Raw genomic sequence first — 16333 nt, 5'->3', positions numbered from 1 at the left:
CCGGCCGGATATTCCCATGTCACGCAAAATCCCCATGCTGCAAGCGCTGAACTGCTTCGAGGCGGCCGCGCGCCACCAGAGCTACACGCATGCGGCGCGCGAACTGTCGCTGACGCAAAGCGCCGTGTCGCGCCAGATTTCGTCCCTGGAAACTTTTCTTGGGGTGCAACTGTTTCAGCGCACGCGCCATGGCGTGCTGCTGACCAGTGCCGGCGCCGCGTATGCACGGCAGATCGCCGCCCGCCTCGATGGCTTGGAGCGCGACACGCTCGACACCATGGCGCGCCAGGGCGGCGGCGGGGCCTTGCAGCTCGCTTCCGTGCCCACGTTTGCCACGCGCTGGCTGATGCCGCGGCTGTCTTCGCTGGCGGACTTGCATCCGGACATCGTCGTGCATATCGACGCCTATACAAAACCGTTCATGTTTGCCGATACGGAATACGACGGCGCCCTGTACGCGGGCACGCCCGAGCAGCTGGCGCGCTGGCCCGGCACGCGCGCCACCTTGCTCATGCACGAAGAAATCGTGCCCGTCGCCAGCCCCCGCCTGCTGGCGGCGCGCAGTCAGTGGCAGCCGCAGGATTTATTGGAATTGACCTTGTTGCAACAAAGTACGCGCCCGGGCGCCTGGCGCCAGTGGTTTGACGCCATGCAGGTCGAGGGCGAGGGGCGCGACGGGGCGCACTACGGCGCCCGCTACGAACTGTTTTCCATGCTGGCCATGGCGGCCGTGCAAGGGCAGGGCGTGGTCTTACTGCCACGCATGCTGGTCGAAGCGGAACTGGCGCGTGGCGAATTGCAGATCGCATGCGAGCGCCCACTGCGCGGTCAGCGCGCGTATTACCTGATCACGCCTGAAACGGCGCATGAAAAGACGGCCTTGCAGCAGTTCCGGCTATGGCTGCAGGGCGAAGCGGCCTGAGGCAATTCAAACCACCTTGGCCGTATCGAAATGGGGATTGTCGATCAGGCCGATCTGGTTGCCGAACGGGTCGAGCAATTCCACCGTGCGGATGCCGTCGCCCACGTCCGTGATCGGGTGGTGCAGGGTGCCGCCCAGCGCAACGATGCGCTCGACTTCCTGTTCGATGCCGTCCACGCCCCAATACGTCACGCTGCCCTGCGTGCCCGCTTCGCCGCCCGGCAGCAAGCCCAGCTCGAAGCCGCCGATGGCAAAGCCGACATAGAACGGCTGGTCGAAATACGGCGCCGTGCCAAATACCTGGCTGTACCAGGCCTTGGCTTTGTCCAGGTCGGGGACGGGATAGGTGACGGTGCGCAAGCCCTTGATCATGTTCTGCTCCTGTTGGTTGAAATAGTCGGCGAAGTACCTTGCGCCATGATGCCACCGGCGCGCGCCGCGCGATTGGAAAAATGGAAGGTGGTCATGCACGCCGGCCCGTCAGCCACGCCTCGGGCGAGCTGCGGGTGAAATCCTGGAAGTCGTGGATCAGGTGCGACTGGTCGAAATAACCATATTGCAAGGCCACTTGCGCCCAGTCCGGCTGTCCCGCCAGGCTTGTCAGGCCCTGGCTGGCGGCGCGAAAACGGCAGATGCGGGCAAACAGCTTCGGGCTGATGCCGACTTGCTGGCGAAATTGCAGCGCCAGGTGCTGGCGCGATACGCCCAGTTGCTGCGCCAGGCCCTCCACGCGCACCTGGCCGGATGCGCGCTCGATGGCCGCGATGGCATGTTCGGCCGCGCCGGCCTGGCGCCGTGGCGGCGCGGTGCGCAGGCGCAGCAGCAGATAATCTTGCAAAATAGAAATTCTTTGCGCATTGGACAAGGACTCGCTCCACAGGGCGTCAGCCAGGCGCGCCGCCAGCTCGCGGCCCCACAGTTGCTGCAAGCCCGTGCGGCCATCGCTGAGTTCGCACAACGGCAGCTGGAAAAAGTGTGCCGCCGCGCCCGGCTTGAAGCGGGCCGCCACCGTTTGCACGAGACCCTGGCTGAGGACGGCAATCGGCGCCGTCATCATGCCCACGGCAAAGCTGGCATCCTGCTGGTCCTGGCACAGGATGTCGATGCAATTGTCGGGCAAGACCTGGTGCGTCAGGGGCGTGGCGCCCGTTTGCACGCGACACGTCCAGACGCAGTCCAGCCACGGCCGCAGGGCGGGGATGGGCGGATATTCCTGGTAGACGATCATGGTCGGCGTTGATGCAAAGAACAAGATTGTGGCATATGTATTGTTGCATACGACATAGCATAATTGTGCGCCGGCCGAAATATGCGAGACCGGGCCGCCGGCGCGCCGCGCTATCGGGCGGCGACAACCAGTATAATGCTCGGTTCATATCCACTATTGGCCGCACATCATGCAAGATAAATATAGTCCCGCCGACGTCGAACAAGCCGCCCAATCGCACTGGAAGGCGATCGACGCCTATAAAGCCGTCGAACACGACCCGCGTTTCCCAAAAGGCAAGTATTTTGCCTGTTCGATGCTGCCTTACCCTTCGGGCAAGCTGCACATGGGTCACGTGCGCAACTATACGATCAATGATGTGATGTACCGCTACTTGCGCATGAATGGCTACAACGTGCTCATGCCGATGGGCTGGGATGCGTTCGGCATGCCGGCGGAAAACGCGGCCATGGCCAACAATGTGCCGCCCGCGCAATGGACGTATTCGAACATCGCCCACATGAAGCAGCAGATGGAATCGATGGGCCTGGCCATCGACTGGTCGCGCGAAATGACCGCCTGCAAGCCTGAATACTACAAATGGAACCAGTGGATGTTCCTGAAGATGCTGGAAAAAGGCATCATCTACAAGAAAACCGGTACCGTGAACTGGGACCCGATCGACCAGACCGTGCTGGCCAACGAACAAGTCGTCGACGGCCGCGGCTGGCGTTCGGGCGCGCTGATCGAAAAGCGCGAAATCCCCATGTACTACGCGCGCATCACCGATTACGCGGAAGAGTTGCTGGCATATGTGGATGACAAGCTGCCGGGCTGGCCCGAGCGCGTGCGCACCATGCAGACCAACTGGATCGGCAAGTCGACGGGCGTGCGCTTCGCCTTCCCGCATGACATCAAGGACGCGAATGGCGCCCTGATCGGCGACGGCAAGCTGTATGTGTTTACCACCCGTCCGGACACCGTCATGGGCGTGACCTTCTGCGCCGTGGCCGCCGAGCACCCGCTGGCCATCCACGCCGCGCAAAGCAATCCTGCGCTGGCCGCCTTCAACGCCGAATGCAAGCTCGGTTCCGTGATCGAAGCGGACATGGCAACGATGGAGAAGAAGGGCATGCCGACCGGCCTGTTCGTCACCCATCCGCTGACGGGCGCGCAAGTGGAAGTCTGGGTCGGCAACTACGTGCTGATCACCTACGGCGATGGCGCCGTGATGGGTGTGCCGGCGCACGACGAACGCGATTTCGGCTTTGCCAAGAAATACGACCTGCCGATCAAGCAAGTCATCGAAGTCAAGGGCCAGGAATTCTCGACGGACGCCTGGCAGGAATCGTATGGCAGCAAGGACGGCGTCTGCGTCGCTTCCGGCAAATACGACGGCCTGCATTTCGCGTCCGCCGTCGATGCGGTGGCCGCCGACCTGGCCGAACTGGGCCTGGGTGAAAAGAAAACCACGTTCCGCCTGCGCGACTGGGGCATTTCGCGTCAGCGCTACTGGGGTACGCCGATCCCGATGATCCATTGCGCCGATTGCGGCGTGGTGCCGGTGCCGGAAAAAGACTTGCCGGTGGTGCTGCCGGAAGACTGCGTGCCGGACGGCACGGGCAATCCGCTGAACAAATACGAAGCCTTCCTGCAGTGCGACTGCCCGCAGTGCGGCAAGCCGGCGCGCCGCGAGACGGACACCATGGATACCTTCGTCGATTCGTCGTGGTATTACATGCGCTATACCTCGCCAGGCTCGAACGACGCCATGGTCGACGCGCGCAACGATTACTGGATGCCGATGGACCAGTACATCGGCGGCATCGAACACGCCGTCATGCACTTGCTGTACGCGCGCTTCTGGACCAAGATCATGCGCGACTTCGGCCTGGTCAAGTTCGACGAGCCATTCGTCAACCTGCTGACGCAAGGCATGGTGCTCAACGAAACATATTATCGCAAGGACGCGGTGGGCAAGACCACCTGGTTCAACCCGGACGACGTGCGCCTGTCGCTTGATGACAAGGGCCGTCCGCAAAGCGCCGTCCTGGTGGCCGACGGCCAGCCGGTGGAAATCGGCGGCACGGAAAAAATGTCGAAGTCGAAGAACAACGGCATCGACCCGCAAGCGCAGATCGAGCAGTATGGCGCCGACACGGCCCGCCTGTTCACCATGTTCGCTTCGCCGCCGGAACAGACGCTGGAATGGTCGGGCAGCGGCGTCGAAGGCGCGAACCGCTTCCTGCGCCGCGTGTGGAACTTCGGCTACGCCCAGTCGGCGACGATTCAAGCCGCGCTGGCCGGCGGCGCCGCACCGGCCACGGGCGACGCGCAGAAAAACCTGCGCCGCGAATTGCACAAGCTGCTGCAGCAAGCCGATTACGACTTGAAGCGCATCCAGTACAACACCGTGGTGTCTGCCTGCATGAAGATGCTCAACACGCTGGAATCGGCCAAGCTGGACGATAGCGCGCAGTCGAAGGCGCTGATCGCCGAAGGCTTCTCCATCTTCCTGCGCCTGCTCAACCCCGTCGCGCCGCACATCACTCACGTGCTGTGGCAGGAACTGGGCTACGCGGGCGTGCACGGCGACCTGCTCAACGTCGCCTGGCCGCAAGTCGACCCGGCTGCATTGGAGCAGTCCGAGATCGAGATGATGATCCAGGTGAACGGCAAGCTGCGCGGCTCGATCACCGTGTCCAAGGATGCGGACAAGGCCAGCATCGAAGCGGCTGCGCTGGCGTGCGAAAGTGTGCAGAAGTACGTCGAGACCACGCCGAAGAAGATCATCGTCGTGCCAGGCAAGTTAATCAGCATCGTGGTGTAATCATGACGACTTCCTCTTCCGTATCGCTGTTGGGCCGCCGCGCCGTGCTGGCCTTGGGCCTGACTGTTTTGCTGTCGGCCTGCGGCTTCCATTTGCGCGGTTCGAACGGCAGTTTCATGCTGCCGTTCGCGACGATGTACATCGGCTTGCCCGACACGTCGCCGCTGGCGATCGGCCTGAAGCGCTATATCCGCGCCATTGGCAGCACGGAAGTGGTGAATACCAGGGATGGCGCCGACGCCGTCCTTGAAGTGCTCAGCGACCCGGAGAGGAATCAGACCAAGACCATTTTGTCGCTGAACAAAAATGGCCGGGTACAAGAGTATCAACTCGGCTATTCGATCAATTTCCGCGTGGTGGACAAGGCCGGCAACCAGTTGCTGGCGCCGACGACCATCAGCCTGGTGCGTCCGATCACCTTCGACGACTCGCAGGTACTGGCCAAGGAAACGGAAGAAGCGGCGCTGTACCGCGACATGCGCAACGACCTGGTGCAGCAGATCATGCGCCGCCTGGCCGCCATCAAGCCGGTGCTGCCGGCCATGTCGGTGGCGCCAGTGGCGCCCGTGACGCCGGTCGCGCCGGCAGTCCCGCAGCAGTAACGGGGACGCCATGCAATTGCGGATAGACGCGCTCGATGGGCATGTGGCCAAGCCGCTGGCGCAGCTGTATGTGATCACCAGCGACGAACACCTGCTGGCGCTGGAAGCGGCCGACAAGATCCGCCGCGCGGCGCGTGCGCAGGGATACTCCGAGCGCGACGTGCTGACGGTGGAGCGCAGCTTCAAGTGGGGCGAGCTGCTGGCGGCGAACCAGGAGCTGTCGCTGTTCGGTGACAAGAAAATGATCGAGTTGCGCATCCCCACCGGCAAGCCGGGCAAGGATGGCGGCGCGGCGCTGCAAAGCTACGCGAAAAACCTCAGTCCCGACAACCTGACCCTGATCACCTTGCCCAAGCTGGATTGGGCCACGCAGAAGGCGGCCTGGGTCGCCAGCCTGCAGCAGGCGGCCGTATATATCGAGATTCCGAACGTGGAGCGGGCGCAGTTGCCGGCGTGGATAGGCCAGCGCCTGGCCGCGCAGGGACAAAGCGCCGAACGGGCCAGCATCGACTTCATCGCCGAACGGGTGGAAGGTAACTTGCTGGCGGCGCACCAGGAAATCCAGAAACTGGGCTTGCTGCATGCCGTGGGTAAGCTGACGTATGAACAAGTGCAGGACGCGGTGTTGAACGTGGCCCGCTATGATGTCTTCAAGCTGTCCGAAGCCATGCTGGCCGGCGATCCGGCGCGCCTGGTGCGCATGCTCGAGGGCTTGAAAGGCGAGGGCGAGGCGCTGCCGCTGGTCTTGTGGGCCGTCTCCGAAGAAATCCGCACGCTGTTAAAATTGAAGGCGGGCATGGCGCAAGGGCGTCCATTGGGCGCGCTGCTGAAGGAATACCGCATCTGGGGGCCGCGCGAGCGGATGATGGAACCGGCCCTGCGGCGCATTTCGCTACCCGTGCTGGAAGCGGCGCTGCAGCAGGCGGCGCAGGTGGACAAGATGATCAAGGGCTTGCGCGCCAAGGGCTACGCGGGCGATGCCTGGGATGCCATGCTGCAGTTGGGCCTGAAGATCGCCCGAGGCTAGTTTTTTACTATATGGATACGAGCATGGACATCACAGAATATATGCAGGACGTGGGCACGCGCGCGCGCGCCGCCTCGCGCGCCATGGCGCGTGCCGACAGCGCCACGCGTAACCGCGCCTTGAGCCTGATTGCCGCCGCCATCGTGCGCGATGCCGACCTGCTGCGCGCGGCGAACCAGCGCGACCTCGATGCGGCCGCCGCCGCCGGCCTGGCGCCGGCCATGCTCGACCGCCTGACCCTGTCCGACGCTGCCATTGCCACCATGGTCGAAGGCTTGACGCAGATCGTGTCGCTGGCCGATCCGATCGGCGAAATCTCGAACATGAAGTTCCGCCCGACGGGCATCCAGGTGGGCCAGATGCGCGTGCCGCTGGGCGTCATCGGCATCATCTATGAAGCGCGTCCGAACGTGACGGTGGATGCCGCCGGCCTGTGCATCAAGAGCGGCAACGCGACGATCTTGCGCGGCGGCTCGGAAGCGATTCACTGCAACCGCGCGCTGGCCAAGCTGGTGGCCGAGGGCTTGCAGGGAGCCGGCTTGCCGGCCGATGCCGTGCAAGTCATCGACACCACCGACCGCGCTGCCGTCGGCGCCTTGATCACCATGCCGCAGTACGTGGACGTCATCGTGCCGCGCGGCGGCAAGGGCCTGATTGCGCGCCTGATGGACGAGGCCACCGTGCCGATGATCAAGCACCTCGATGGCATTTGTCACGTCTATATCGACGCCAAGGCCGATATCAGGAAGGCGATCGATATCGGCTTCAACGCGAAGTGCCACCGCTACGGCACCTGCAACACCATGGAAACGCTGCTGGTGTCGCGCGCCGTCGCCGCGACCGTGCTGCCGCAGCTGGCCGAACTGTACCTGACCAAGCAGGTGGAACTGCGCGCCGATCCGGAAAGCCATGCGATCCTGACCGCCGCTGCCTATCCGCACCTGGTGCCCGCCACCGAGGAAGACTGGCGCACCGAATACCTGGCGGCGATCCTGTCGGTGAAGGTCGTCGACGGCATCGACGAAGCGATGGACCACATCAACCAGTATTCATCGAAGCACACGGAATCGATCATCACGGAAGACTACAGCGATGCGCTGCGCTTCCTGCGCGAAGTCGATTCCGCCTCGGTGATGGTGAACGCGTCGACGCGTTTTGCCGACGGCTTCGAATATGGCCTGGGCGCCGAGATCGGCATCTCGAACGACAAGCTGCATGCACGCGGCCCGGTGGGACTGGAAGGCCTGACCTCGCTCAAGTACGTGGTCTTTGGCCACGGCGAAGTACGCAAATAGTCTCTTTCGCGGGCGGCCCACAAGGCGGCCCGTGCTCTCGTTTCTCTCCACTTCTGACACTGGGAACCCCATGCTCTTTCTCTGGACCAAAGCCTTCCACATCATCTTCGTCATGTCCTGGTTTGCCGGCCTGTTTTATTTGCCGCGCATCTTCGTGAACCTGGCGATGGAGACGGAAACGGTGGCTACCGAGCGCCTGCTGCTGATGGCGCGCAAGCTGTACCGCTTCATGTCCCTGCTGGCGCTGCCGGCCATGGTGCTGGGGTTGGCGTTGATGTGGATGCTGTACGGCGGGGGCGAAGGCCGCATGAAGATGCCGGGCTGGATGCACGCCAAGCTGACGTTCGTGGTGCTGCTGCTCGGTTATCACCATGCCTGCGGCGCCATCCTGCGCAAGTTTGAAAAAGGTCTCAACAAGCGCAGCCACACCTGGTTCCGCTGGTTTAATGAAGTGCCGGTGGTGATGCTGCTGGCCGTCGTCGTGCTGGTCGTGGTCAAGCCTTTCTAAGGGAGTCGAGATGAGTGCAAGTCAGAGCAAAGTCGTGCAGTATTTCTTCGCGCCCCACTCTCCATGGACTTACCTGGGGCACGCACGCCTGATGGCCATCGCCGCGAAGACGGGCGCACAGATCGACGTGCGACCCTTCGACCTGGGCAAGGTTTTCAGCGTCTCGGGCGGCCTGCCGCTGGCCAAGCGCGCACCGCAGCGCCAGGCGTATCGCCTGGCCGAACTGGCACGCTGGTCGGCCTTTTTGCAAGTTCCCCTGACCTTGCAGCCCAAGTTTTTTCCCGTGTCGCCAGAAGCGTCGGCCAAGCTGATCATCGCCACGCGCCTGGCGCACGGCGTGGAGGCATCGCTGAACCTGGCGCACGCCATCATGCGCGGCTTGTGGGCGGAAGAGCGCAACATCGGCGACGAGGAAACCCTGGTGCAGATCGCGCTCGACGCCGGTTTCGATGGCCGCCAGTTGCTGAAAACGTCGGAAACGGCCAGCGTGCAGGCCGAATACGACGCCAACACGGAGGCAGCGACCGCCGCTTCCGTGTTCGGCTCGCCGTGGTACATCGTCGATGGCGAAGGGTACTGGGGCCAGGACCGCCTCGATTTTGTCGAACGGGCGCTGGCAGGGTAGTCAAGCAAAAGCAGTTTTTTAAACGTAGTAAGCAGCGCCTGTAATTTAGCGGGCGTTCAACACAATGGAATAAGGGTACACCAACCATGGCTTCATATTTTTGCCCATGCCCGCGCGGCATGGAAGCGGCGCTGGCCGAGGAACTGGGCGAGATTGCCCACGATAGTTCGACCATGAAGGTCCACAATCAGGTGCCGGGCGGCGTACATTGCTCGGGCGACCTGCTGGACTCCTACCGCATCAACCTGCATTCGCGCATCGCTTCGCGCGTGCTGATGCGCATGGCCCATTCCGGCTACAAGACGGAAAACGATATTTATGACCTGACCCTGGCGCAATCCTGGGAAGACTGGTTCGGCGTGCACCACACGATCCGCGTCGACGTCACGGCCGTCAAATCGCCGCTGCGCAGCCTGGAGTTCACGACCCTGAAAATCAAGGATGCGATCTGCGACCGCTTCCGCGACCAGTTCAACGAGCGTCCGTCGGTCAACACCAAGACGCCGGACATGCGCATCGTCGGCTTCCTCGACGCGCATACGTTTACCGTGTACCTCGATACCTCGGGCGAAGCCCTGTTCAAGCGCGGCTGGCGCGAAGAGACGGGCGACGCGCCGCTGCGCGAAAACCTGGCCGCCGGCCTGCTGCGCGTGTCGGGCTGGAAGCCTGGCATGGTGCTGTTCGACCCGATGTGCGGTTCCGGCACCATCCTGGCCGAAGCGGCGCAGATGCTGCAGGGGATTCCGCCGGGCGCCTCGCGCCAGTTCGCGTTTGAAAACTTCCACGACTTCGATCCCGCGCCGTGGAATGCCATGAAAAACGCCATCAAGGTCAATCCGCTGCCCGCCGAACCGACCATTTTCGGCAGCGACATCTCGGGCGACATGGTCGCCATGACGCGCCACAACCTGCGTTGCGCAGGTGTGCGCTTCGACGTGCCCTTGAAACAGATCGAGGCGCAGGAAGTCAAACCGCCAAGCGACGTGCCGGGCATCATGCTGACCAACCCGCCGTACGGCGAGCGTATCGGTGTGCGCGGCGACAGCACCATCCCGGAAGACGAACTGTCGACGTCCTTCTATTCGGCCATGGGCACGACCCTGAAGCAGCGTTTCGCCGGCTGGACCGTGTTCCTGTTCACGGCCGACCTGGGCCTGCCCAAGCTGCTGCGTTTGAAGGAAGCACGCAAGACGCCATTCTTCAACGGCGCGCTGGAATGCCGTCTGTTCCGCTTTGATATGGTCGCCGGCTACAACCGTAGAGAAGAAGCCAAACCGAAAAACATCTGATTAAACCTACTGCGCGTTGCCACTTGCGGCTTGCGATGCTCACCGTACTTTTGTACGGTTGCGCTTCTCGGCCACAATTGGCGGCCGCTCGCTACGGTTTTCTCAGGTGTTTTACGCGCTAAAAAATGCAGTATCACGCGCGCGGACCGTAACCGGTCCGCGCGCCACTTTGGATCCGCCATGTTTCCCACCCCTCCGGCCGATGTGCCGCCCGACCCGGTTACCCCCGTTCCTCCTCCCACGCCGAGCCATATGGCGCCGCTGAGCCGCGGTGCGCTGGCGATGATGCTGGCCGGGCTGTCGATGCTGGGGCCCCTGTCGATCGATACGTATCTGCCTGCGTTTGGCGCGATCCAGGGTTCGCTGCAAGCGTCGCCGCTGGAAGTGCAGCAGTCGCTGACGTTCTACATGCTGGCTTTTGCCGGCATGGTGCTGTGGCATGGTGCGATCTCGGATACTTTTGGCAGGCGCAACGTCATTCTCGTTTCGCTGCTGATGTTTGCCATCGGTTCGCTCGGCTGCGCTTCGGCGCACACGGTGCACTACCTGTGGTTCTTCCGCATCATGCAGGGCGTCTCGGCCGGCGCCGGCGTGGTGATCAGCCGCGCCATCATCCGCGACCTGTATGCCGATGCGGCAGCGGCGCGGCTGCTGTCGCTGGTGACGATGATCTTTTCCATCGCCCCGGCGGTGGCGCCGATTCTCGGTGGCTGGATCGTCATCTGGTTCGACTGGCGCTCGATCTTCCTGTTCCTCGCCTTTTACACGCTGGTGCTGCTGGCGTTCTGCTACTGGCGCCTGCCCGAAACCCTGCCGATGGAAAAGCGCCAGCCGTTCAATCCGCGCTTTCTCGCCTCGAGCTATGGCCAGATCCTGCGCTCGCCCCTGTTCCACATCAAGGCTGGCATCGTCGCCCTCAATTTCGCTGGCCTGTTCCTGTTCATCACGGCCGCGCCGGAAATGCTGCCCAAGCAGCTGGGCCTGGGGCCATCGCAATTCGGCTGGCTGTTCATTCCCTGCGTGAGCGGCATCTTCATGGGCGCCGCGGCGGCCAACCGCATCGCCGGCAAGGTCACGTTCGCGCGCCAGATCGGCATCGGCTTTGCTTTCCTGCTGTGCGCCGCCAGCGTCAATGTCGTGTATCACCTGTTCCTGCCGCCCTCCTTGCCCTGGTCGGTGCTGCCCCTGTTCTTCTACACTTTCGGTATGTCGCTGGTGGGGCCGGGAGCGACCTTGCTGGCGCTCGACCTGTTCCCGCATATCCGCGGCACGGTGGCCTCGTGCCAGTCGTTTGCCAGCACCTTGCTGGGCGCCGTGGTGGCTGGCGTGATCTCGCCGCTGCTGTCCGGGTCCGTGCTGTGGCTGGCGTCGGGCCAACTGGCGTTTACGGGCCTGGCGCTGGCGCTGTGGCTGATCTCGCGGCGCTTTCGTCACCGTTTGCTGGGTTCCTTCAAGGCATAAGTTTCCACTGCAGAACGCTAGATTTATTTCAACTTAATTTTCTATATTGCAAGTAATATTCGGCGCTTATGATAAGATGACTTCTTTTCCAGGCATCCTCTCAGGCGACATTTTTTGGGTTACAGGAGTAGAGGATTTCTCTGACGTGGCCGCGCTTCGCTGCTAAGCGCTCATCCTTTTCGAACCGGCAATGCCTGATACGATGCATCAATCTGATCAAGATATTCGCAATCGCCTGCTGATTGCCCGCCTGCCGGCCATGCCGCAGATACTCATCAAGCTGATCGCCCACCTGCAGGCCGACGATGCCGGCATGCCGGAGCTGGCCGCCCTGATCGCCAAGGATGCGGGCATGACCAGCAAGATTCTCGGCGTGGCCAACAGCTCGGCCTACCATCGCCAGGGCAAGGTCGTCAGCCTGGAGCAATCGCTCGTGTCGCTGGGCACGGACATGATCAAGACCTTGGTCATCAGCGAATCCGTCTTCCAGACCTTCAACAGCTTTCCCCATTCCGGCAGCACGGATTTGCGCGCCTTCTGGAAAAGTTCGCTGTCGGCCGCCGTCATGGCGCGCGCGCTGGCCAAGGCCATGGCCTATCCGCATGTCGAGGAAGCGTATCTGGCCGGCTTGCTGCACAACGTGGGCCGCCTGGCCTTGCTGGCCACGGCGCCGAAGGAATACGCGTTCAATTTCACGGCGCGCGACGATGCCGCCCTGTGCGCGGTGGAGCAGCGCACCTTGCAGATCACGCATGCTGAAGCGGGCGCCTGGCTGATCGAGCGCTGGCATCTCGATTCCTTCCTGGCCGACAGCGTGCTGTATCACCACGAACCGCTGGCGCGCCTGGAAGCGAGCCATCCCCTGATTCGCATCGTGCGCCTGGCGCACCTGCTGTGCTGCCATGCCGACGATGCGGAATCGATCACGCAGGCGGCAAGCCTGTGCGCGCTGGATGTCGACGTACTGCAAGACCTGGCCGGCAGCGTCGTGCGCCAGGTGGCGCAGGCGGCGCAGCACCTGGGCATCGACCTGGCCGGCGCGGACGACATCGTCACGCCGCCCGCGTATGCGCCGCCATCCGTCGATCCGGTGCAACTGCGCCTGTCCGATGAAGTGCGCAATATGGTGCTGGTGTCCGAAGTGGGCCAGACCTTCTCCCGCCAGCAGGGAGAAAGCAGCCTGCTGGAAGCCATCACGCGCTCGGCGCGCATCCTGTTCGATTTCGACACCGCCGTCATCCTGCTGCAAAACCCCACCGGCCATGCGCTCGTCGGCGTGGAGGCGGGCGAACATCAGCAGCGTCTGGCCGGCTTCTCGATCCCGCTGGCCAAGGGCGGGCCCCTGGCCGCTTCGGCGCTGGAGTGCCAACTGGCGTTCCTGAAGCGCGACATGCCGGCGCTGGGCATCGTCGAAGAGCAGTTGTTCCGCATTCTCGGTACCGACAGCCTGGTTTGCGTGCCGCTAGTGGCGGGCCAGCGCAGCCTGGGCGTGTTGATTGGCGGCGTGGCGGCGTGGCAGATTCCCGCGTGCCAGAAGCGCGAGGGTTTCCTGCGCGCCTATGCCAACCAGGCCGCCACGGCGCTGGAAACGGCCATCAGCGCGCGCGGCCTGGCACGGCGCCAGCTCGATCACGTGGCCGAGGAATACCGCGCCGCGTCGCGTCGCGTCGTGCATGAAGTGAATAACCCGCTGTCCATCATCAAGAACTACCTGAGCGTGCTCGATCACAAGCTGGAGAAGCAGGAGCCGGTCACGGGCGAGATGTCGATCCTGAACGAGGAAATCGACAGGGTCGGCCAGTTGATCAGCGGCCTGGCCGACCTGCAGCCGGTGGCGGCCAGCGGCGTGACCGATTGCGCGCGCGTGGTCGACGATGTGCTGCGGCTGTTCCGCGCCACCGACTTCCTGCCGCCGAAGATCGAGGTGGTCACGCGCATGCAGGATGCACCATGCGAAGTGGAGGCCGATGCCGACATGCTCAAGCAAATCCTGCTCAACCTGCTGAAAAACGCCGTCGAAGCCTTGCCCGATGGCGGGCGCATCGAAGTGGCGAACCGTGGCCACGTCAACCGCGACCGTCGCCTGTACCTGGAATTGTGCGTCAGCGACAATGGCGCCGGCCTGGCGCCGGAAGTGCTGGCCAATCTGTTTTCCCCTGTGCGCAGCAGCAAGGAAGGGGCGCATCACGGCCTGGGCCTGTCCATCGTGCATGACCTGGTCACCCGCCTGCATGGCGTGATCGGCTGCCGCAGCAGCAAGTCCGGCACCTCGTTTGAAATTCTGCTGCCCATTCCCTTGCCAGCGAGTGCTGCAGCCGCGCTGCCCGCGCCCGGCAATACCGCTTTGTCTTCGTAACGTCCATGAACTCCTCCGCCATTCCGTTTGACCTGGAAAACAGCCCGCGCATCCTGCTGGTCGACGACGAGCCCCGTTTGCTCGCCTCTCTTCACGAATTGCTGAAGGACCGCGGCTACCAGCTGTACACGGCCACCTGCGGCAGCGAGGCGCTGGCGCAGTTGTCGAAACTGCGCTTCGACCTGATCCTGCTCGACTTGCGCCTGCCCGACATGAGCGGCCATGAAATCATGGACCACATCAACCGGCGCGGCATCGAGGGCGACGTGATCGTCATGAGCGGCGACGTCGGCATCGAGGCGGCCATCGGCGCCCTGAAACGCGGCGCTTACGATTATCTGCGCAAGCCCTACAGCCGCGAAGAGCTACTCAAGACGGTGGAGAATGCGCTGCAGAAGCGCAAGCTGGCGCTGGAAAACGAGCGCATCGCGCTGCAGCTGGAAAATTCGGAAAAGATGTACCGCTACCTGGTCGACAGCTCGCCCGACATCATCTACACCCTGAACCACGAAGGCCGCATCACCTTCATCAACGATCGGGTGCACCAGTTGCTGGGCTTTAGCCGCGAAGAGCTGATCGGCAGCCATTATTCGATCCTCGTGCACGATGAAGACCAGGAGCGGGCGCGCTATGCCTTCAATGAGCGCCGCATCGACGAGCGCGCGTCGCGCAATGTGGAACTGCGCCTGAAGTGCCATAGCGGCAGCGGCAGTGACCGTACCTTCAACAACACCCTGATGACGGTTCCGCTCAATTCGATCGGCATGCACAGCCACGATCACGAAGCCCGGAAGCAGGAATACTTCGGCACCTACGGCGTGGCGCGCGACATCACCGACCGCAAGCGCGCCGAAGAAGTCATTTCCTACCAGGCCTATCACGACATCCTGACGGACCTGCCGAATCGCATGCTGTTCAAGGACCGCCTGGGGCTGGCCGTGATCCAGGCGCGGCGCAAGCTGACGGAGCTGGCCGTGATGTTCATCGACCTCGATCGCTTCAAGCTGGTCAACGATACCCTGGGCCACGTGAAGGGCGACGAGCTGCTGCAGCAGGTGGCGCTGCGCCTGAAGGATTGCCTGCGCCGCGGCGATACCCTGGCGCGCCAGGGCGGCGATGAATTCACCATCGTGCTGCCGGAACTGCGCGACCGCCAGGATGCGCGCCTGATTGCCGACAAGTTCCTCGAATGCCTGCACCAACCCTTCGACCTCGATGGCAACCAGGTGCATATTTCGGCTTCCATCGGCATCGCCATCTATCCGGGCGACGGCGAGACCATCGACGAACTGCTGCGCCATGCCGACATCGCCATGTACCAGGTCAAGGCGCTGGGCAAGAACGGCCACAGTTTTTATCACGAGTCCATGCTCGACGTGTCGCACCAGAAGATCGCGCTCGAACAAAGCCTGCGCAAGGCGCTGGAGCTGAACCAGCTGGAGATGTATTACCAGCCGCAGGTGGACGTGATGACGGGCCGCATCGTCGGCGCCGAAGGCCTGATGCGCTGGAACCATCCGCAACGGGGCTTGCTGACGGCCGGCGAATTTTTGCCGTTCGCCGAGGAAAACGGCTTGATGCTGCCGATCTCGGACTGGATGCTGGGCGCCCTGTGCCGTGACCTGGTGCAGTGGAACGCGGCCGGCGGCGAAGCCGTGCGCCTGTCGCTCAATCTGTCGCCACAATACCTGGACCGGGGCGACTTTTTCGAGAAGATGCGCGGCGCGCTGACGCGCTATGGCATCGCGCCGGAAAAGATCGAAGTGGAGATCACGGAAAACATCTGCATCCGCAATCCGCAGTATGCGATCGAGCAGTTGAACAAGCTGTGCCAGCTGGGCGTGTCGGTGGCCATCGACGATTTCGGCACCGGTTATTCCTCGCTGTCGTACCTGCACCGCTTCCCCATCCACACCATCAAGATCGACCAGTCGTTTGTGAAGGAAATCCACGACGAGCATGGACACTATCCCGTCATCCTGGCCATCATCTCGATCGCGCGCGGCCTGGGCCTGCACCTGATCGCCGAGGGCGTGGAAACGGAAGGCCAGGCGCGCTATCTGCAGGACAAGGGCTGCACCACGATGCAGGGCTATCTGTATCACCGGCCCATCTCGCTGGGCAGCTTCATCGGCGTGCTGCAGGAGCAGAACCGCCTGATCGCCGATGCCGCTCCCGCGCTATCGCAGACGCTGGCCATCGAAGCTTGAC

General features: G+C 63.0%; 13 protein-coding genes. 11 read left to right on the top strand and 2 right to left on the bottom strand.

Annotated features, from left to right (window positions below):
* Window positions 1-16 precede the first annotated feature (16 nt).
* Window positions 17-922: a LysR substrate-binding domain-containing protein gene (locus O3300_RS22775; RefSeq protein ID WP_305054196.1), complete on the top strand. Its 906-nt coding sequence runs from the start codon at window positions 17-19 to the stop codon at window positions 920-922.
* Between the two features lie 6 nt (window positions 923-928).
* Here the strand turns inward: O3300_RS22775 and O3300_RS22770 are convergent, their stop codons facing one another.
* On the bottom strand, window positions 929-1294 hold the full coding sequence (locus O3300_RS22770) for a VOC family protein (protein ID WP_305054195.1): 366 nt from the start codon (window positions 1292-1294) through the stop codon (window positions 929-931).
* 91 nt (window positions 1295-1385) lie between these two features.
* Window positions 1386-2174: a helix-turn-helix domain-containing protein gene (locus tag O3300_RS22765; RefSeq protein WP_305054194.1), complete on the bottom strand. Its 789-nt coding sequence runs from the start codon at window positions 2172-2174 to the stop codon at window positions 1386-1388.
* Between the two features lie 145 nt (window positions 2175-2319).
* Between O3300_RS22765 and leuS the strand changes: the two genes are divergently transcribed.
* The 10 genes from leuS (at window position 2320) to O3300_RS22715 (ending at window position 16332) form a co-directional block, all read left to right on the top strand.
* On the top strand, window positions 2320-4959 hold the full coding sequence (leuS, locus tag O3300_RS22760; RefSeq protein WP_099666274.1) for a leucine--tRNA ligase: 2640 nt from the start codon (window positions 2320-2322) through the stop codon (window positions 4957-4959).
* A 2-nt stretch (window positions 4960-4961) separates the two neighbouring features.
* Window positions 4962-5561, top strand: coding sequence for an LPS assembly lipoprotein LptE (gene lptE / locus O3300_RS22755; protein ID WP_305054193.1), 600 nt, complete (start codon window positions 4962-4964; stop codon window positions 5559-5561).
* 10 nt (window positions 5562-5571) lie between these two features.
* Window positions 5572-6588, top strand: coding sequence for a DNA polymerase III subunit delta (holA, locus tag O3300_RS22750; RefSeq protein ID WP_305054192.1), 1017 nt, complete (start codon window positions 5572-5574; stop codon window positions 6586-6588).
* Between the two features lie 23 nt (window positions 6589-6611).
* The gene (locus O3300_RS22745; RefSeq protein WP_305054191.1) at window positions 6612-7883 is read left to right on the top strand and encodes a glutamate-5-semialdehyde dehydrogenase; all 1272 of its coding nucleotides are present in this window, start codon (window positions 6612-6614) and stop codon (window positions 7881-7883) included.
* Between the two features lie 70 nt (window positions 7884-7953).
* Window positions 7954-8391 carry a CopD family protein gene (locus O3300_RS22740; RefSeq protein ID WP_099666278.1) on the top strand — a complete coding sequence of 146 codons (438 nt, stop codon included), beginning with the start codon at window positions 7954-7956 and terminating at the stop codon, window positions 8389-8391.
* 10 nt (window positions 8392-8401) lie between these two features.
* Window positions 8402-9016, top strand: coding sequence for a 2-hydroxychromene-2-carboxylate isomerase (locus tag O3300_RS22735; protein ID WP_251351286.1), 615 nt, complete (start codon window positions 8402-8404; stop codon window positions 9014-9016).
* Window positions 9017-9135: 119 nt separating this feature from the next.
* Entirely contained in the window at window positions 9136-10305 is a 1170-nt protein-coding gene (locus tag O3300_RS22730) for a class I SAM-dependent RNA methyltransferase (protein ID WP_099666280.1), read from the top strand.
* Between the two features lie 180 nt (window positions 10306-10485).
* A complete protein-coding gene (locus O3300_RS22725; protein ID WP_218965298.1) occupies window positions 10486-11766 on the top strand; it encodes a multidrug effflux MFS transporter in 1281 nt (426 codons plus the stop codon).
* Between the two features lie 202 nt (window positions 11767-11968).
* Window positions 11969-14122 carry an HDOD domain-containing protein gene (locus tag O3300_RS22720; RefSeq protein WP_305054190.1) on the top strand — a complete coding sequence of 718 codons (2154 nt, stop codon included), beginning with the start codon at window positions 11969-11971 and terminating at the stop codon, window positions 14120-14122.
* A 5-nt stretch (window positions 14123-14127) separates the two neighbouring features.
* Window positions 14128-16332 (top strand): EAL domain-containing protein, encoded by a 2205-nt coding sequence (locus tag O3300_RS22715; protein ID WP_099666283.1) that lies wholly within the window; start codon window positions 14128-14130, stop codon window positions 16330-16332.
* Window position 16333: the final 1 nt, after the last annotated feature.

The sequence above is a fragment of the Janthinobacterium sp. SUN206 genome, from assembly GCF_030587305.1.
Taxonomy (GTDB): Bacteria; Pseudomonadota; Gammaproteobacteria; order Burkholderiales; family Burkholderiaceae_D; genus Janthinobacterium; species Janthinobacterium kumbetense.
This window is presented reverse-complemented; position numbering and strand designations above follow the sequence as displayed.